This window comes from Bifidobacterium sp. ESL0704 (genome assembly GCF_029392075.1).
Lineage (GTDB): Bacteria > Actinomycetota > Actinomycetes > Actinomycetales > Bifidobacteriaceae > Bifidobacterium.
Map to the genome: position 1 here is coordinate 447775 of NZ_CP113929.1, position 17833 is coordinate 465607.

12 protein-coding genes and 1 pseudogene are annotated in these 17833 nt (G+C 56.0%); 9 read left to right on the forward strand and 4 right to left on the reverse strand.

Going from position 1 to position 17833, the window contains the following annotated elements:
• Positions 1-225: 225 nt before the first annotated feature.
• Both OZX64_RS01475 and OZX64_RS01480 read right to left on the reverse strand, forming a co-directional pair.
• Positions 226-1914 (reverse strand): MFS transporter, encoded by a 1689-nt coding sequence (locus OZX64_RS01475; protein ID WP_277173321.1) that lies wholly within the window; start codon positions 1912-1914, stop codon positions 226-228.
• Between the two features lie 264 nt (positions 1915-2178).
• A complete protein-coding gene (locus OZX64_RS01480) occupies positions 2179-2925 on the reverse strand; it encodes a TetR/AcrR family transcriptional regulator (RefSeq protein ID WP_277173323.1) in 747 nt (248 codons plus the stop codon).
• Between the two features lie 322 nt (positions 2926-3247).
• Between OZX64_RS01480 and OZX64_RS01485 the strand changes: the two genes are divergently transcribed.
• The 4 genes from OZX64_RS01485 (at position 3248) to OZX64_RS01500 (ending at position 9176) form a co-directional block, all read left to right on the forward strand.
• Entirely contained in the window at positions 3248-4135 is an 888-nt protein-coding gene (locus tag OZX64_RS01485) for a lysophospholipid acyltransferase family protein (protein ID WP_277173326.1), read from the forward strand.
• 682 nt (positions 4136-4817) lie between these two features.
• Positions 4818-5816 carry an NAD(P)H-dependent glycerol-3-phosphate dehydrogenase gene (locus OZX64_RS01490; protein ID WP_277173328.1) on the forward strand — a complete coding sequence of 333 codons (999 nt, stop codon included), beginning with the start codon at positions 4818-4820 and terminating at the stop codon, positions 5814-5816.
• A 352-nt stretch (positions 5817-6168) separates the two neighbouring features.
• Positions 6169-7317: a D-alanine--D-alanine ligase family protein gene (locus OZX64_RS01495; protein WP_277173330.1), complete on the forward strand. Its 1149-nt coding sequence runs from the start codon at positions 6169-6171 to the stop codon at positions 7315-7317.
• 134 nt (positions 7318-7451) lie between these two features.
• Entirely contained in the window at positions 7452-9176 is a 1725-nt protein-coding gene (locus OZX64_RS01500; RefSeq protein ID WP_277173332.1) for a CPBP family glutamic-type intramembrane protease, read from the forward strand.
• A gap of 172 nt (positions 9177-9348) precedes the next feature.
• Here OZX64_RS01500 and OZX64_RS01505 read toward each other — a convergent pair whose 3' ends face one another.
• The gene (locus OZX64_RS01505; RefSeq protein ID WP_277156392.1) at positions 9349-10101 is read right to left on the reverse strand and encodes a mechanosensitive ion channel domain-containing protein; all 753 of its coding nucleotides are present in this window, start codon (positions 10099-10101) and stop codon (positions 9349-9351) included.
• A gap of 55 nt (positions 10102-10156) precedes the next feature.
• Positions 10157-10921 carry a TetR/AcrR family transcriptional regulator gene (locus tag OZX64_RS01510; RefSeq protein WP_277173334.1) on the reverse strand — a complete coding sequence of 255 codons (765 nt, stop codon included), beginning with the start codon at positions 10919-10921 and terminating at the stop codon, positions 10157-10159.
• A 524-nt stretch (positions 10922-11445) separates the two neighbouring features.
• On the opposite strand from OZX64_RS01510, the gene OZX64_RS01515 reads away from it, so the two are divergent.
• From OZX64_RS01515 to OZX64_RS01535, 5 genes and pseudogenes are all read left to right on the forward strand, one after another.
• Positions 11446-12621 (forward strand): beta-propeller fold lactonase family protein, encoded by a 1176-nt coding sequence (locus OZX64_RS01515; protein ID WP_277173336.1) that lies wholly within the window; start codon positions 11446-11448, stop codon positions 12619-12621.
• Between the two features lie 943 nt (positions 12622-13564).
• Positions 13565-13771 (forward strand): annotated as a pseudogene (locus OZX64_RS01520) (helix-turn-helix transcriptional regulator); the annotation flags it as partial.
• Between the two features lie 1326 nt (positions 13772-15097).
• Complete coding sequence (gene rpmB / locus OZX64_RS01525; protein ID WP_277156388.1) at positions 15098-15292, forward strand: 50S ribosomal protein L28; 195 nt, start codon at positions 15098-15100, stop codon at positions 15290-15292.
• Between the two features lie 390 nt (positions 15293-15682).
• Positions 15683-16591: a glycyl-radical enzyme activating protein gene (locus OZX64_RS01530; RefSeq protein ID WP_277173338.1), complete on the forward strand. Its 909-nt coding sequence runs from the start codon at positions 15683-15685 to the stop codon at positions 16589-16591.
• 191 nt (positions 16592-16782) lie between these two features.
• Positions 16783-17529 carry a DeoR/GlpR family DNA-binding transcription regulator gene (locus tag OZX64_RS01535; protein WP_277156386.1) on the forward strand — a complete coding sequence of 249 codons (747 nt, stop codon included), beginning with the start codon at positions 16783-16785 and terminating at the stop codon, positions 17527-17529.
• Positions 17530-17833: the final 304 nt, after the last annotated feature.

Below are 17833 nucleotides of genomic sequence, written 5' to 3' on the forward strand. Positions count from 1 at the left end.
TGACGAGAGTGAAAAATCGGTTGATGGGTGTCCTTCGTTCTCGGTCGGTTTTTATTGGTGCCTTTTGCTTGCTTACTTGCTTGAGCTGAGGAAGTAAAAGACACGAATAGACCGTCTCAATGTTGCTTTTACGTAGGTATACCGAGCAAGCAGATGAAAAGACGAATTGAGACAGTCTCCTAGACGGTCGCCACGTTGAGCAGGCAAAGAATTGTGCCGGTTGGATTATTGCTGGGCGGATTCTTCGCGCCCAAATCTTCTGCACATTGGCGTAAGAATGAACGCGCCAATCGCTAGGCATATGCCGGTGCCGGCCGTGATCGGCGCGATCGCCGCGCGGTCGAACAGCAGCCCATACGTCATCTGGCCCAGCGGCGCCGCGCATATGCAGACAGCGTTGACGAGCGCCATGATCTTGCCCATCAGTTCGTCGGGAATCAGCGTTATCAGGGTCGGGCTGACAATGATGTTGGTGAAGTCGATGGCCAGGGTGAGCAGGCAGAACGAAGCGATGAACGTGACCAGTTTTGCGGGCCTCCCTATCGGCAGCGTGAAGACCACGGCGATAGGCGCGAAACAGAGGGCGGAGGCAGCGATGGTCGCTGGCACGTGTCGCATCAAAAGCTTGGCGGCCAGTGCCGTGGTCAGCAGGGTGTCGAGCAGCGAGACGATGCTCATGATCCCGTCGCAATAACCGTAGACGTCCGCGCCGAAACGCAGCGCGGTGCGGATGATATACGGTGAGCCGACGGAGGAGACGCCGCTCAAGAAGAAATTCAGGGCGGCGATGACGGCGCAGAGTTCCAGCAGGGTCGGGTTGGCCTTGAGAAACGTAGCGGCATCACGGGTATCAGCAAGGAAGACCGCGAGGATATGCCGGCAGGCAGGTGGATTATCGTAGGCCGATTGTAATGGTGGCGCTGCTAATGGCGCTGCTGATGCCGAACCATCTGTTCTCGTAGTGTCGAGAGACGTTTCGGAAGTTCGGACGAGACATCCGTTTTCTATGGCAGTTGTGCGAGTCCCGGTTCTGTTCGCTTTTCTGTAGTTCAATGTGGATTGGTCTTGATGCGTTGCGGCTCTATCGGCGCGGCGTACCGGATTCAGTTTGATGAAACATTCCAGGCCGGCGGTCAGAAAGAAGCAGATGGTGGTCGCGGCCATCATGGTGCGGATGCCGATCAGCGCGTACAGCGCACCGCCGGCGAAGGTCGGGATGATCTGCATGATGGCGTTGACCTGGCTGGAAATCGCTTGGGCGCGACGCAACAGCACGGCGTTGCTTCTGCCGAGCATCTGGGGGATGGCGGCGCTGACGGTGGGGGATTCGAGCGCATCGAGGACGGAAAGCGTGATGAGCAGCACCGCGATCGAGACGATGGTGTGGACTTGCATGAAGCCGAACGCAAGGGTTGCGGCGAGCACCACGCAGCCGCTGACGGCGTCGAGCACGACCATCATGGTGCGGCGGTTGACGCGGTCGGCGATGACGCCGCCGAACGGCATCAAGGCAATGGTCGGAATAATGGAGATGGAAAGCAACGTCGCAAAAACGGTGGCTGAGCCGGTTTCGTCGAGCACCCACATCGACATCGCGAAGCGCAGCATGGTGTTGCCGAACAGCGAGAGCCCCTGTCCGGCGATGAGCAGGACGAAGTTGCCGGAGCGCAGCGGTGAGGGTGCCGATGGTTGGCAGTTCTGTTCAGATTCGTTGCCATCCGTTTCGTCTTCTCGCCCCGGTTTTGCCACTATGGGGGTTTCAAAGGAGGTCGAGTCTTCCGGTGCTGTTTTGTTTGCGGAGTGGCGGGTATTGCTATTGGCCGTGTCGAGGAGGGTCTGATTCTCAAATGCTTGGTTTTTGAGGGCCGGTTTGTTTGCGGAGTGGCGGGTATTGGTATTGGCGCTGTCTTTCATATTGCTTCCTAACAACATTTTCTTCAATACATACCGACCGACGGTATGTAAATGAATGATAATTTTTTTATATAGGTTGCTGCCTCCGGGCGGACGTATATAGCTGGCAGATGGGTGCGGGACTTGCGGGGAACTGAAGAGTGAGGAGCTTGCGGGGGCTGGCTGGTGAGGGGCTTGCGAAACGTTCTGGTTACTGGGTGAGGCTGTTGAATGGCTTTGTCCTCGCGGCTCTTTGCTGTCGGTGTTTCGTGCGCTCCTCAGCTTTCAGGGTTTCTGTGCATCGTCGGTGCCGTTGTTGTCATCGATGGCACCGATTTCGGTTGCGTTATCGGCATCGCGGTTGTCAACCGCTGCATTGCCGGTTTCCGAACCTTGAATCTGCGCATAGAAATCGGCGAACTGCTCGGTCATGTCACGGGTGATTACCGGCACACCGAGCGAAACACAGATGGTGGCCAGGCATTGCGAGCGGTGCCGTAAAACGCTGCGGGTACCGGGGTAGAAATTCGGCAGGAACCATAGATTCATCAGCAAGGTGATGAGTTCGGCGGCCTCCTGCGGGTAATCCGTGATGATCGAGCCGTCCTCAATGCCGCAATCGATGAGCGTGCGCATGTCTTTTGGCAGGATGCGCGTCCAGGCGTGGAGGCTTGCGGACATTTCCTGCGGATCCTCGATGGTACAGAGCGTGCCCCTCAGCCGTTCGATGTGTTCGGGGTCGGTGATGTTGGAAAGAATGAGCTCGCGGATTTTCTGTAGGCCGTTCAAGTCCTTGCGTTTCAGGACGGCGGCGTAGCGGTCGAGAGCTTTTTGGTTGTCCGCGGCGCTGACGGCTTCGAGGATGTCCAGTTTGGACTTGAAATGGTGGTATATCGCGCCTTTTGAGAGGTCTCCGAGTTCGTCGATGATGTCTTGGACCGAGGTGTTTTCGTAGCCTTTGGCGGCGAACAGTTTTTGTGCCGCATCCAGTATGCGGCGTCTGGTCACTTCCGGATGTGCGTTGCGTGCCATGCGGTGCCTCCTTGTGGCTTCGGCGGATTGTCGACGGTCGACACGGCAGTGGGACCATAGGCTGGGCCTTGCTGTGTGTTGTAGCCATGAGATAAGCCGTTATTGTCATTATACATACCGACGGTCGGTATTGAGTGGGTGTGTTGTGGCAAGAATGGAAATTTGTGCGGTTGACTTGCTCGGCGACGCAGATTCGGCTTGTGCGATTAATGCCTGACGCGAATGCCTTCAGCGTCTGATGTCGTTCGTGGCTAGCGTGGTTTGCCTTCCTCAAATGGTCAACCTGCAACGCGAGTTCGCCGCCCCGAGGCACAATGGAGACATGACTTCCAAAGGAAAACCTTCCCCGCGTTCGAGTGTCAAACCGTTGAGCGATGCGCAAGTAGAACTTCTGGGGCGTCGCCATCACTTGGTCGATCCGACGCAGTATTTCCCGACCGGCCCGCGCAAAGCGAACACCGCCGAGATCGAGGCGCAGAATCCCAAGGGTACCAAGCGCTTGCTCGACGCCGTCTCCGCAGTGTTGCGCGCGCACAGCAAGGTCTACGCGTGGGGGCTCGAGCGCGTGCCCGAAACCGGGACGTTCATCACTGCCGCCACGCATGTGACGATGTATGACGTTTTTGTTCCCATGGATGCATTGTTCCACATGGGCCGTCGTCCGCGTTACATGGCGAAGGCGGAGATGGCGCATTGGCCGATTATCGGTAAGTGGTTCCAGCTGGTGGGCATGCAACCGGTGCCGCGGCGTAGCGGTAAAGCCTTGGAAATCGAAAAGGAATCCATCGATATCATCACTTCCGGCCGTCCGCTGACTGTATGGCCGGAAGGCACGCTTTCGCGCGACCCGCTCAAATGGCCGATGAGTCTCAAGGATGGCGTCGGCATCATCGCGCTCGAGTCCTCGCGTCGGCTTGGCTTCCAGGTGCCGCTCTATTGCGCGGTGACGTGGGGGGCGGCGAGCATCAACCATTGGTGGCCGTGGCCGCGCAAGAACGTGGTGATGTGCTACGACGACGTGCTCGACTACGGTGACCTGCTCAAAGACAGCGATTCCTGGGGTGCCGAGCCGCCGATGGAGCTGGTTACGGAACTGACGACACGTATCCGTGAACGGATGGAGACCATTATGGCCGAGATTCGCGGCGAGGAGCCTCCCGCCGAGGGCTATTGGGATTTCCGGACGATGAGCCGCAAACCACGTCGCTGATTTCGCAGATCGTGGTGCTGGCGTATCGCTTCGCGTGCAGGTGCTGCCATGGAATCGCCCGATATGACCGTGATGGCATCAACGTGGTGTATCGGTCGGGCGTAGATGTTGCCGGTGGTTTATGAACGTGGTGTATCGGTCGGGCGTAGACGTTGCCGGTGGTTTATGAACGTGGTGTATCGGTTCTGTTGCCAATGATGGTGAACCTGTGATGCAGGCGGGCTATTCCTGGCGTAATCAGATTGCCAGCATTGTGTCTCAATCGTCTCACTCGCCTCAATCGTCTTCATCTCTCCGATATCAGCCATCTTGGTGCCGCCAACCCCTGCCTTTTTTGATGAATTGCCGTCGATTTGCCCTAAAAAGGCCTTCTTGGTGCACCAAGAAGGCGAATTTCGATGAATATTTGTGAATTTTGCTTGAAAATGGGTATCTTGGTGCCACCAACATCCCCACTGAATGAGGAATGAGGGTTGCGCGAAACGGGGAAGGGGCGGTTGCGTGCATATGAAGGAGGAAATGTGGGGTCTGTGGGCCGCGCGAGGTACGGATTGATGAAATTACATGGGTTGCGGCACAATGGTTAGGTTCTTGAAGGCGGTGGCATCCGAAGGATTGGCATGGCCCTTGATAGGTGATTGACGCTATTATGGGTTGCATCGTGGATGCGAAGGAGCAGATTATGAAGACGACAGTACTTGGGGCAGGCGCTTGGGGGACGGCGTTCGGCCAGGTGCTCGCGGATGCGGGCAATGACGTGATGATGTGGGCGCGTGAGCCGGAAATCGTGAAAGGCATACGCGACAACCACTGCAACGAAATGCGCCTTCCCAGCGTCAAGCGACTTCCGGATAGCATGACCGCCACCGGCGATCGGGCGGAAGCAGTGAAGGACGCCCAGATTGTGGTGGTCGCCATCGCGGCCCAGCACGCGCGTGAGGCACTGGAGCTTTTCGCGCCGCTCATCGACTCCAAGGCCATCGTGGTTTCACTGATGAAGGGGATCGAGCGAACCACCGGCAAGCGTATGGACGAAGTGGTGTGTGAGGCGTTGGGCGACCTGCCGGCTGAGCGTTTCGTCGCGATTTCCGGGCCGAACCTGAGCAAAGAGGTAGCCGACCGCGAGCCCGGTGCCACAGTGGTGGCCTGCGAGAGCATCGACAATGCCAAGATCGTGGCGCAGGCCTGCCAGACCCCCTATTTCAAGGCGTTTGTCACCACGGACGTCATCGGTGTGGAAATGTGCGGATCGCTCAAGAACGTCGTGGCGCTCGCGGTGGGTATGGCCCGCGGCGCAGGATACGGCGAGAACACGGCCGCGATGATCGAGACGCGCGGGCTTGCTGAACTCGCGGCGCTTGGCAGGGCTTCGCACGCCGAAGACAAGACGTTCCTGGGCCTTGCCGGCGTGGGGGACCTCGTTGCCACTTGCGGTTCGCCGTTGAGCCGTAACTATACATTCGGGGCGAACCTTGGCCGCGGCATGAGCGTCGAGGAGGCCACGAAGGTCAGCAACGGTGTGGCCGAAGGTGTGCCCACGACGCAGGCCGTGGTGCGCATGGGCGAACAGCTTGGCGTGCCGACGCCGCTTGCCAGTGCGATGAACGATGTGCTCAATCGTGGCATATCCTGCGAGCAGATGCTGCATGAGCTCCTCAAGGGCGACATCACGGAAGAATGATTGAAGTCTAAGAGCTGGTTAGGGGCGATCAAGGCGCGGGCCCAAAGGTGCTGTATTGGTCGCTTTTACCTGCTCGCTTGCGTAAGGCATATAAAAGCGGCAAATGAACTGTTCAAATGTCGCGTTTTATTTGGGTGAGTCCAGCAGGGGCGTAAAAGCGGCAAATGCCGTCATACGGTATGGGTGCGCAAAGTCGTGGATTGACGAGGTGTGCGCATTCGTCTGTATTGGTTTTTCTGTATCGGTTTTTCTGCATCGGCTTTGTGAATGAGCGTGGAGGACGTCGGAGTGTCGTTCTGACGCCGTGTAGGCTTGGGATTCAGATTCGATTCCTTAAGAAAAGCGAGGGAACATGCGTAAGCAGCGCGTGGTGGTTTTGTATGGTGGCAGGGCGGACGAGCATTCGATTTCCTGCATTTCCGCTTCCGGGGTCCTGAAGGCCATGGATACCGAGCGTTTCGAGCCCATACCCATCGGCATCACCAAGGCCGGGGAATGGGTGATGGGCGGCACCGATCCCCGTGATTTCGATTGTTCCGATGGTGCGATGCCCACCGTCGATGAGGCCGATGTCAATGCAACCGTCAAACCGGTGGTTCTCGATATGTCCCGCGGCAACAACGGTTTCTACGTTCGTGAACAGAATGGCGCCCTGACCTCGTTGGGCTATGTGGATGCGGTGTTTCCCGTCCTGCACGGCCCGTACGGCGAGGACGGCACCGTGCAGGGCCTGTTCGAGATGATGGGCGTGCCCTACGTCGGCTGTGGCGTCTTCGCTTCGGCCGCCTGCATGGACAAGGCATTCACGAAGATTATTCTTAGCGAAGCCGGCATCCCCGTCGCTCCGGGGGTGACCTTCGATACCCGTGCTTTCGATGCGTCCGACCGATTCAGCAGCGATGCCGCCGAGGCGATGAAAAGCATCAAGTCGGCCAGACTGCGTTACCCGTTGTTCGTCAAACCGTCGCGGGCCGGTTCGAGTTTCGGCGTGACCAAGCTGGAGCACAAGGGCGATGAGGAGGAACTCGCCGCCGCGCTTTTCGAGGCGTCGCACCACGACTGGAAGGTATTGGTGGAGCAGGGCATCGATGGACGCGAAATCGAGTGCGCCGTGCTCGCACCGGTGGCGGGTCAGGAGCCGAAGTCGGCATTGCCCGGCGAAATCGTGCTCGACCATCGTGCTGCCGGCGACGACCAATTCTATGATTTCGATAGCAAATACACCGATTCCGCGGCTTCACACGTCGAGGTTCCGGCGAGTCTGCCGGAGACTACGTTGCAACGTGCGCAGGAGATTGCGGTCCGTGCGTTCAAGGCTGTCGACGGTGCAGGGCTTTCGCGTGTGGATACGTTCGTCACCGAACGCGGTGAAGTGATGGTCAACGAAATCAACACCATGCCCGGCTTTACCCCGATTTCGATGTATCCGAAAGCCTGGGGGGCGAGCGGAGTGGGCTACACCGAACTGATCACCCGTCTCATCGAAGGCGTGCTGAGGTAATCCTGTGTGTTATGGATTGATGGATCTGATTGAATGCTGATAGCCTCATTTTCAGGATCCCTCAAGATCCCGGTTCATATAATGAGGGGGTATAGGCGGATCGGTCGGTAATCCGAGAAGGTGTGTGGCGCAATATGAACGATGACAACCGTCCTGAAGAAGAGACTTCACCATCGGGGACGCACGAAGAATCCGGTTCGTCGCAGCCTTCGCGCTATCAGCCGGAATCGGCCTATCGGGCGTTGAATTCGCAGCCCCAGCCGCAGATACAGCCTTCGCAGACCCAGCCGCAGTATCAACCCCGACATCACTATCCGCAGCCTCAGGCGTTCCAGACGCAGCCATACACGCCGCAATATCAGGGTCAGACCCAAGCCCAGCCGTATCAGCAGCCGCAGCTACGGGAATACCAGCCGTATCAGGCGCAGGCCGAGGACCAACAATCCCGGCGTCAGACATACCAAGGCCAGTCTCAGCGCCAGTTCGGTCAGCAATACCAAGACCAGCAAAGTCAGCCTCAGCGCCAACCTGAGTATCGGCAAGGTCGGCAGTGCCAGATGCCCCAAGGTCAGTCGCGGCCTCAGAGCCAGCCAAGTCGGTTCTATCAGCAGCACGTCCAGTATCCGCCACAGCAATACCGGACTTATGGATGTCCTTCGTATCCATCGCAGCAGCTTGGAGCGCAGCCCCAAGGCCAGCCTCAGCCTCAGCCTCAATCCCAATTCCAGTACCAGCCTCAGTATCCGCCGCAGCAATTCCAACCTGGCATGGGCTACCAATACCCAACGCAGCTTCAATACAGACAGCAATCGCCCGCACGTACGGGCTTCGGTGGCTACGGGAATCAGCCCAATCCGACATGGCAGGCGGCGATGTATGGATGGCTTGGCGAAGTACGCAAGCGGTTCTCGAACATCGGGTATGCCCTGGATCTGGTTGTTCTGGTGTGGTACGCATTGGTGTCGGTCATCGGGGAGGTGACGAGGCAGTTCGTCGACCCTGCAAAGCTGCCCATGTGGGCCGAGTTCCTGCTGAGCAACGGGCCGCTTTACGCCATCGCGATTCCGCTTTCCCTGTTGGTTTTCCGCACGATACCCAAGGTAAAACGCAAAACGAGCAATATGGGTGTGGGGATGTTCCTCGCGTTGATGGCGATTTCGTTCCCGCTGGCGGATATCGGCAATATCATCGGCAACATCCTTTCAGGCCTGCTTTCCAACAATCAGGCGCAAAGCAGCATCAACGAACTCATCGAAAACCTCGATCCGATAAGCCTTCTGCTGTTCACTGTGATCATCGGCCCGATTTTCGAGGAATGGCTGTTCCGCAGACTGTTGATCGACCGCATGCAGCAATATGGCGAGAAAATGGCGATTCTGGTCTCCGCCTTCGCCTTCGGCCTGTTCCACGGCAACCTCTTCCAGTTCTTCTACGCTTTCGGTTTCGGCCTGTTGCTGGCTTATGCCTACGTGCGCACCGGCAAGTTGCGCTACACCATCGCCATGCATATGACGTTCAATTTCTTCGGTGGATTCCTGCCGCAAGTGCTGCTTCTGCCGATGAGCAAATCGGTGAGAAGCGCCGTTGATGCCGATATCGTCAGCGGAATGAAGCACGCGTTCGCTGTGGGCCATGGCGGCGAAGTCACGCCATTCCTAGCCTATCTGGTATTTGACGGTGTGATGTTCGTCCTTGGCATCGTCATCGCGATCGTCGAACGCAAGAAACTCGTGTTTTACCGGGCGCCCGAGGAATTGCCCAGAGGTACCCGTGCCAAAACGGTGCTTGCCAATCCGGGAGTCATTATTTTCATCATCATGTCCGTGCTGCTGATGATTGCGGCGCTGTTCAACGCGTAATCGCAGATTGTGCCCGCGAGTGTGATTACGCGTTGCGCCTGGTGTGGATATGCAGAGATAATCACGAAATTACGGCGAAAAGTGTGATTACCGCTGCGCTTGTTTCGGATATGCAGAGGTAATCACACAATTGCGCCCAAAAGTGTGATTACCTCTGCATCGGGCTGAGGCTTCAGATGATGAAATCTTCCTTGGCCAACGCCCGAACGGCGCAATCGCGAACCCGTTCCTGATTGATCCCGGCATTGGCGAACAGCAAGGCCTTGCCCTGCACCCCGTCGACGCTGAAACCAGTGAAGTTGATTTGCGGCGGATTGTTGCGATTGGTGATGTCCGCCGTTGCGCTCCGCAGAACATTGGCGATGCGTTTGGACGCCGTTTTGATATCGGTGCCGGGCTTCACGGTGAAATCGACGCTTACGCAAGCTTCGCCTTCGGGCGTCAGCCGTTCAAGCGACGAGGTGTTGAGTACCGAATTGGGGATGATGAGCTGGTTGCCGTTGCGTTCGCGCACCATGGTCTGCCGCCAGGTGATGTCCTCGACGGTTCCCGTGATGCCCTGGATGCGCACCTGATCGCCGGGATGGATGACATGACCGATCATCAGCCCGAAACCGGAGATGATGTTGGCGATGGTGTCTTTCAAGCCCAGCGAGATGGCCAGGCCTCCAATGCCGAGTGCGGTGACGATGGTGGTCGGGTTGATACCGAAAACCGGCTGCAGAACCATGGCCACGGCAATGATCCAGATCGACACCAGTGCGAGATTGACGAAAATCGACGCGTTCGGGATGCCGGAATGATTGAGCAGTTTCTTAAGCCAGCGGGAAACCACCTTTGCGGCTACGAAGGCCACAACAAAGACAATAACCAAAAATACGATGCGGCTATCGTGCATCTTAAGCCAGCCCAGCAATTGTTCCATAACGCTTTAGCTTACCTTGTCGAGCTCAAGTCTGTTGGATTGGCGAAAACGTCGATCAGGCGGTGTGGTTGATGCCGCCCATGAGTGTGGCGCTCGGCCTGAAACCGTCGGCATGTTGATGCTGCATGTTTTGAAGATCCTCAAGCAGGGCATCGACCTCGCGCTTGAAATCCTTGTCTTTGCTTTCGGTTTCGGCGATGGACTTCAGCAGGGAGCCGTCGCCCTTCTCCAACGCGCTGCGGAACATCTGCACCCAGAATCCGGGCATGCTGTTGCCGGAGATCGCCAAATAGAGCGTTCGCGCGACCACGGCTGCGTCAAGGTTGCTCCACTGTTCGACGGTCGTCTCCTTGGCGAGCTTGGACCACATCGCGGATATCGAGAGCAGGCCGCCCACCGAGAATTCCAGCAGGACGTCCTGGTTGATCGTCATATCCCGGTCGAGATGCTGCCATTCGATGAAACTGTCGCGAATCGCGTCGTGCACGGTGAACAGCAGGAACGGGGAGGTGTGACTGCCTACGGTCAACGCAATACGGTCGAGATAGATACGGTTGGCCTGCACGCCGATGAGTTGCATAACGACGCCGTTCCACGCCTTGGACGGGTCATCGGTGAATTCGGGTATTGCTCGTCTCACGCCCTCGACCGCGTGCTGAACGGCGGTTTCGGCGAGATTGTTGAGTTTGCAATAGTGATAATAGAAAGAGTTACGGTTGACGCCTGCCATATTGACGATGTCGGTGACGGTGATTTTCGGATAATCGCGCTCCTCAAGCAACTTCCAGAACGCATTCTCCATACGTGTCGTAGCCGGCAATTGATTTGAGTCTTGTCGGGGTCTAGACATTCTGAGCCTCCTGATGATTGAGAAAATTCTATGTGAAGAATTTCTGTATTGATTCTAAAGGATAATGGTTGACGATTTTTGTTAAACGATGATTGTCGCGTAGGGGAGGCTTTCGCAGCGTTCGGCATACGTATGCGTATGTATATTAAACGGGATAAAATTATTTATAGAGCATAATTCTTTATACGTATTATTGCATTGCTGCAATTTAAAATGTGATGTAAGTCACATTAATTAAAAATACGCTATCAGTGTTGGGTTGAAGGTTCAAGGCGCGATAGATTGAAAATATGAAAATTCAGGCGTATCGGTTATTGGTTGGCGGATTCGGTGCTATCCATCATGAAAAGAGCAAAGGCGTCGAGCGCTATGTATTGGCGTTGCCTGTTTGTTCGGGTGCACAAACGTTCGACGTCAATACGGCCTCGAATGCGTCGATGGGTGTCAAAAGGGAACGAAAAATATTTCAAACCGATATAACGGATATCTCTGTTTTGTCGCCAACAATCACACCTGCTGGCGTCGCCTCCGAGGTGCCGTCTCCCTCCTGGCTTCTGCGGCAAGGCGGTACGGTTTTTGCGGTCCTTGAAGACACGGACGAAGTGGCTGCGTTGCGAATCGTATATAAGGATGCCAAGCCGGGCGATGCGTCGGGCAACGCGTCGAGCGGTGATCTCGGCGAAAGCGGAGAAGTGACGCTCGAAGAGATTTCACGGGTGAAATTGCCTGCCGGGTCCGGCCCTACCCATGCGGCTATTGCCGTTGATCCCCAACTTGGCCGTCACCTGATTACCGCCGATTATGTGGACGGCACGGTTTGCGTTCTGCCTATCGGCGAGGGTGATGTGCTGGGGCCGGTGGCGCAGGTGCTGCATGGCGACCCTGATCGTCATGGGCCGTTGCCGGCGCAAGAGGGGCCGCATGCGCATTGGATTCTTCCCCTGCCTGACGGGCGTGTGCTCACTACTGATTTGGGTGCCGACCGTATTCATATTCATCACTGGGCCGGTTCGCGTCTGGTTCGTACGGGATTCGTCTGTCTTGCCCCCGGCACCGGTCCGCGGGACATGCACGTTTTGCCGGGGCCGTCCGCTGAGCTCAAAGAAGACGATGATTGGAGCGTCGCCGTCGTCGATGAGTGGGGCTGCACGGTCACCGTGCTTAAGCCGAACGGAGGCGACGAGGCGAGGCAAGGCGGGAGCGGCCATGGGCAGACCGGGGAATTCCGGGTGGCTCAAACCGTCAGTCTCGGCGGCGACAAAGGGGAACGGCCCGATCAGGCCGCTTCCTTGGCTTTCGTCCCTGTTGCCGTTCATCCTGGCGTTTCTGAAGGGGACGGTGGGGTTTCGCCGTCCTCGCGCGGTTATGTTTACGTAGGGCTGCGGGGCTCCGACCGTATCGTGACGTTGTATTGGGACGGCGACAGGTTGGGCCGTCTGGCCGAAGAGGGCGATCCGAGCTGGAAGGGTCGCGGCGTCTCGAGTGGCGGCAAGCGTCCTCGGCACATCCTGGCCGTCGGCGACATGCTTGTCGTGGCCAACGAGGTCAGCGACAATCTGAGTCTTTTCCGCTCGGCCGCCGACGGTGAGCCCGTGCATATCGGTGATTGTCCTGCCGGATCGCCGACGGTCGTGCTGGCGTTGACCGGAATCGAGAATAGGTCGTCCTGATGATGGCATCGTGAAGAACGTAGTCGGCGAATAATAAACGGATTGTTATTGGTTTCGCTTGCCGATGTATCGGTCAAGCACGTTGCTTCAATGCTCGATTCAGAATGTGAATCATTCCAATACGTCAAAGTGACATGATGATGGGCGGGTTTGCCTTGACATGCGGCGAGATTCGTTGTTGACGTCGTTGTGTTCGACACCATAGGATTGTGGTCGTGGGGTCGGGGAAGGGCGCGGTGAGCGGTCAGGAGCCTGTTGGGATTTAAGGACGGTATGGCATGTGTTGTGCGCCACATGTCCCGACCGTAACGTTCTGGTTTTCGGTTGTAGCATTTGAAAAGTTGATTGCATATTTAAAGAATGCAACAGAATTTATGCATCGGATAAAATCGTATGACGGTATATTATCGAGGTCGATTTTTCTGAAAAGCAGATGAATAATCGTGAAAAAAGATACTTGAAAAATATTCTGGGAGCATAATTTTGAGTCGGCACGGCTGGCGGCTGACGGAAGTTCCGGACTTTGGCCATGGCGTTGCCGGGTGCGGCGACATGAAAGATGCATGATTCGTATTGTATCGGCTTTGGCCGGTTCCGGCGGCCGGATCGGAGATCGTTCGAGTATTCGGCGGTAGGGGCCATGCGCGACGTATCGTCGCCTTCGCAGCCAGGCTCCTGATGATCAATGGGCCGGTGGTGACCCGAGTTTTTCCGTATATCCGTAAACTTTATGTCTCTCAATCCGCGTCTCAATTCATGGTTGATCCACGTCCGAGCTGCGGCTACGCTATGTTCAAACCGTTTCGTAAAGGTTGGAAAATCAAGGATGCAACCGTGAGTTGACACGCTTTTCGGTTGCGTTTCGACGGTGCAACCGGAAGCTGGCAGCGCGGCATGCTGTTTCGGTGCATACTGGTGAGGAAACCAACGAGAAAGGGTTCTGATGAGTTTTCGGAACAATCTTCAATATCTGCGATCCAGACGCAATATGACCCAGGAGCAGTTGGCCATGCTGCTCGGCGTCACCCGTCAGGCGATTTCCAAATGGGAGTCCGAAAAGGCGTATCCCGAGATGGACAAGCTGCTGATGATCTGCGATCTGTTCGGCTGCACGCTCGATGATCTGGTCTTGGGCGATGTGCAAAAGCCTGGCGAGGCGACAGCCGGCGGTGGTCATGCCGATCGCGTAAGTGGTGCGGTTTTGCTGGATTCAGGGAAATCGGCACCTGCCGTTCAGGGAAAACCGGACATGGGGGATTCCGGTGGCGCGTCTCGTTCGATGGATGACGTGCGTCGGCCGGGTCGTGATGCCGGTTCCGTTGATTTCGAGCATGATGCATCTCGGCGGTACATCAATGGTGGTGTGCAGGCCGATGCTCCCGCTCCCGCCTTCGTCGGCGATGGTTCTGTGAAGGACGCCACCGGCTACGACGCGCAGATGAAGGGCTTCGCATGGAAGCTGGCGGCAGGTGTCGGGGCGATGGCGGTAGGCGTGGCTTTCTCTGCCGGGTTTGGGGACTGCGATACTCCGCTGACGGATATGCTTTCGTTCGCGTTTGTCGCCCTTGGCGCAGTGGTTGGATTGGCGCTTATCCTGTTTGCCTCCACTTCTCGCCGCGATTTCATGCGCAGGCACCCGTATGTGGAGGACTTCTACACCGATCGCGATCGTACGCGCGCCAATGCCGTCTTCGTTGTTTCGCTTGTCGGAGGTGTTGCCGAGGCGTGTCTGGGCATCGTCATCAACCAGCTTGGATATGCCGTCTTTGCTATCGGCGGCGATGACGGTGGTTGGCCGATGGTTGTGATGATGCTGCTGTTCGCCCTCGCTGTGGCAAGTTTCATCTACGGCTCATTGCAACGTTCGCGGATCAAGATCGATCGCTACAACAGGCGTTGCGAACGACACGAGGACTGGCTCAACGCGGCAAACGGCGGCTCCCGGGGTTTATACGATGGACGTGGAGGTCGGGACGGTGGCGCAACGGTCGACCGGTTTGGCCATCCCAAACGGTTCTATACGCGTCTGAGCGGCGCCATCGACACCTTCATCATGTTGGTGGCCACATTGCTGGGCTTGCTGATGCTGTTCTTGGGGCATGAAACAGGCATGGGCCCGGGGTTCCTGGGCTTCCCGTTCTGGCTGACGTGGCCGGTGGGCGGCATCATCTGCGCCGTGGCCGATGCCGTCATCCAGGTGGTGCGTGCGGGTAACGCATGAAAACGGCGGGGCTCCGGCGGAATCGGTGAATGATCGTATCATGTTGTCGCGCACCCTGATTCATGGTTGCCCAGTACAGGAATACGTACGGTATCTTTTGGCGACCATGGGGGTTTATGGTGCGTCGATTGCCCATCATTTTGCCCTTGGTCGGCCCCGGTTGTATACTTGGTAAGTTGTGTGTCGCTGTTGTGCGCCAAAACGCAGGATAACGGCATCAAGACTTGCAAGTCAAAACAGTATAGGGAGTCCATTATGGCAGCTCGTTGCGCAGTGTGCGGCAAGGGACCGCAGACCGGTTACAGCGTTTCGCATTCACATATCCGCAATAAGCGCACCTTCAACCCGAACCTTCAGTCGGTTCACACCACTATCGACGGACAGAACGTCCGCGTTCGCGTGTGCGCCAAGTGCCTCAAGGCAGGCAAGGTTCAGCGCGTGGTTGCGTGAAAACGCGGAAAGCAATTTTGAAAACCTCCGTACGTTTCGGCGTCGGAGGTTTTTTCATGCCTTGGCACAGCGCCGTTCGGCGTTGGCGGCGTTCGCGCCGCGTCGTAGTGCCGGCCGGCGATGTGGGCTTGGGGTATTTGTCGCTTTTTACATGCTTGCTTGGCGGATATGTGCAAAAGGTGACAAATAGACAGGCTAATTGTCACCTTTTACACGGCTGACCTCATATCGCGCGCAAGAAGTGACTATTGGCGGGAGCGAGATCAAAAAATCGGGGTTGGATTTAGATAAGTGTTTTCAACCTTGCTTTAATTACGAACGTAAGTTATATTAGTTTTGAACGTAATTTTAGATATGAATTACGCTACTTCACATCGTTCGAAAGAGGCAATGTTGGAATCAGCGATTGTTTTCAATGTTCAGAAATTCAGTCTTAACGACGGACCGGGCATACGAACCGTGGTCTTTCTCAAAGGCTGCCCATTGCGGTGCGGCTGGTGCTCCAATCCGGAGAGTCAGAAGAAGACTCCTGAGATTGAGTGGGATGAGCGTTCTTGCGATGGCTGTGACGCTTCCGATGCTCTCGCCCGTAAAGTCGGTTTCATTAAAACCGGTGCGCGGCGAGGGCCGGACGTGACTCGCCTGCAAATAGGCGACGCGCAGGTCGATGAAGCATTGAAGGATTGCCCCGGTCTCTCTGTTGTCGGAGTGAGGCGCACGAGTGATGACGTGCTTGAGGAATGTCTGCAGGATGAGCCGTTTTACGAGGAAGGTGGGGGAGGTGTCACGCTTTCCGGCGGTGAGCCGTTGGTTTGGGGACATTTCTGTGTCGAGCTGCTCGATAAGCTCAACGCTCGTGGCGTCGACACCAGTATCGAGACGACCGGTCATGTGCCCGAAAAGGTTTTCAGGGCAGCAATCGGGCATCTCGATCATATTTTCATGGATATGAAGCAATATGACACGGACCTTCACAAGCGGGGCACCGGTGTCGGCAACGAGCTGATTCTTAGGAACATGGCCTATGCGGCGTCAACGGGCAAAGACCTTTTGATTCGTACTCCCGTCATTCCCGGTTTCAATGACTCGCTTGAGGATGCAAGGGGCATGGCTCGTAAGCTCAAGGCAATAGGCGTCGATAAAGTGCAGCTGCTGCCGTTCCATAATTTCGGCGAATCAAAGTACGAGTTGCTGGGTCGCGAAGACTACGCGTTCAAGGGTGTACCCAACACGCATCCCGAAGATATCGAGGATTTCAGGCAGGTGTATCTTGATGAGGGCGTGGAGGCTTTCTTGTAGGTTTCTTCTTTCGAATACTTTCTTCCAGCAGTTTCGTGATTACTGTTTTGATAGGGTCAACGAAAATAGTGGCTTTGGCTGAGTAAGCGAAAAGCTTTTGTTCGAAAGTCGATCTGTTTGTTATTCCTTGGTATTGGGTGTTAGGCTGGCAGGGTAGACGAAGCGTGAACCTGATTACGGAAGGCGGGTCAATGGAAACGAGGACGAACCGGATTCTCGAGCTGCTCACCGAGCACAAACGTATCGAGGTCGCCGCGCTTGCCGAAGAACTCGGGGTTTCCGAAGTCACCATGCGCAAGGATCTGAGTGGACTCGAAAAGCGCGGCATCATCGATCGTGAGCACGGATTCGCCGTGCTGAAAAGCGCTGACAACATGGAGAGTCGGCTTGCCTACCATTACGAAGAAAAGCTGAAAATCGCCAAGCGTGCAGCGCAGTGTGTCCATGATGGCGATACGGTGATGATCGAGAACGGCAGCACCTGTGCTTTGCTGGCCGCTGAACTGGTTTCGACCAAAAACGATCTCACCATCATCACCAACAGCGCGTTTGTCGCCGGATATGTGCGTGGCAAATCCCAAAGCCAAATCATCCTTTTGGGTGGAATATACCAGCAGACGGCGCAGGTCATGGTCGGACCGATGGTTGAGCGTTGTCTGAAGGGCATGTACGTCGATATTCTGTTCGCCGGCACCGACGGTTACAGCGAGGAGACAGGATTTGCAAACCGTGATTCCCTGCGGGCCGAGACCGTGTGCGATATGGCGCAACATGCAGGCCGTGTGGTTGTGGTCACCGAAAGCAGCAAGTTCTCGAGACGGGGTACCGTGCCTCTTGAATTCGGAGACAAAGATGTCGCCACATTCACCGATGCCGGACTTTCGGATGCAGCCAGGGACATGCTGGACCGGCACGGTGTCGACATCGTCACGGTCTGATATTTCGCTGTAGGGGAAATATTTTATTCTGATTGAGCTTTTCTGCCCATATGTGTTCTTTGTCTGCCTTATCCCGGGTTTGCGCTGCGGATGGTTATCTGCAATTTCTGATGGCGGAGTAATAGATAATCTTTTATTTTTAAAGCTTTAATAAGTGTTGCCTCCATGCTTTCTCTTTGATTTCGGCATTGAGGAATATGCAAAATATTTCTCGAAGAGATCTAATCGAAAGTTTTTTATTTACGAACAAAAGATAAATCGCTTACGAAATTGACAAAAAAACTTTCTTTCGTTATTCTGAAGC

Coding starts and splice junctions, on each gene's coding strand:
- rpmB (WP_277156388.1), top strand. CDS start 15,098: ATGGCAGCTCGTTGCGCAGTGTGCGGCAAGGGACCGCAGACCGGTTAC.
- OZX64_RS01475 (WP_277173321.1), bottom strand. CDS start 1,914: ATGAAAGACAGCGCCAATACCAATACCCGCCACTCCGCAAACAAACCG.
- OZX64_RS01490 (WP_277173328.1), top strand. CDS start 4,818: ATGAAGACGACAGTACTTGGGGCAGGCGCTTGGGGGACGGCGTTCGGC.
- OZX64_RS01530 (WP_277173338.1), top strand. CDS start 15,683: ATGTTGGAATCAGCGATTGTTTTCAATGTTCAGAAATTCAGTCTTAAC.
- OZX64_RS01480 (WP_277173323.1), bottom strand. CDS start 2,925: ATGGCACGCAACGCACATCCGGAAGTGACCAGACGCCGCATACTGGAT.
- OZX64_RS01505 (WP_277156392.1), bottom strand. CDS start 10,101: ATGGAACAATTGCTGGGCTGGCTTAAGATGCACGATAGCCGCATCGTA.
- OZX64_RS01495 (WP_277173330.1), top strand. CDS start 6,169: ATGCGTAAGCAGCGCGTGGTGGTTTTGTATGGTGGCAGGGCGGACGAG.
- OZX64_RS01500 (WP_277173332.1), top strand. CDS start 7,452: ATGAACGATGACAACCGTCCTGAAGAAGAGACTTCACCATCGGGGACG.
- OZX64_RS01535 (WP_277156386.1), top strand. CDS start 16,783: ATGGAAACGAGGACGAACCGGATTCTCGAGCTGCTCACCGAGCACAAA.
- OZX64_RS01485 (WP_277173326.1), top strand. CDS start 3,248: ATGACTTCCAAAGGAAAACCTTCCCCGCGTTCGAGTGTCAAACCGTTG.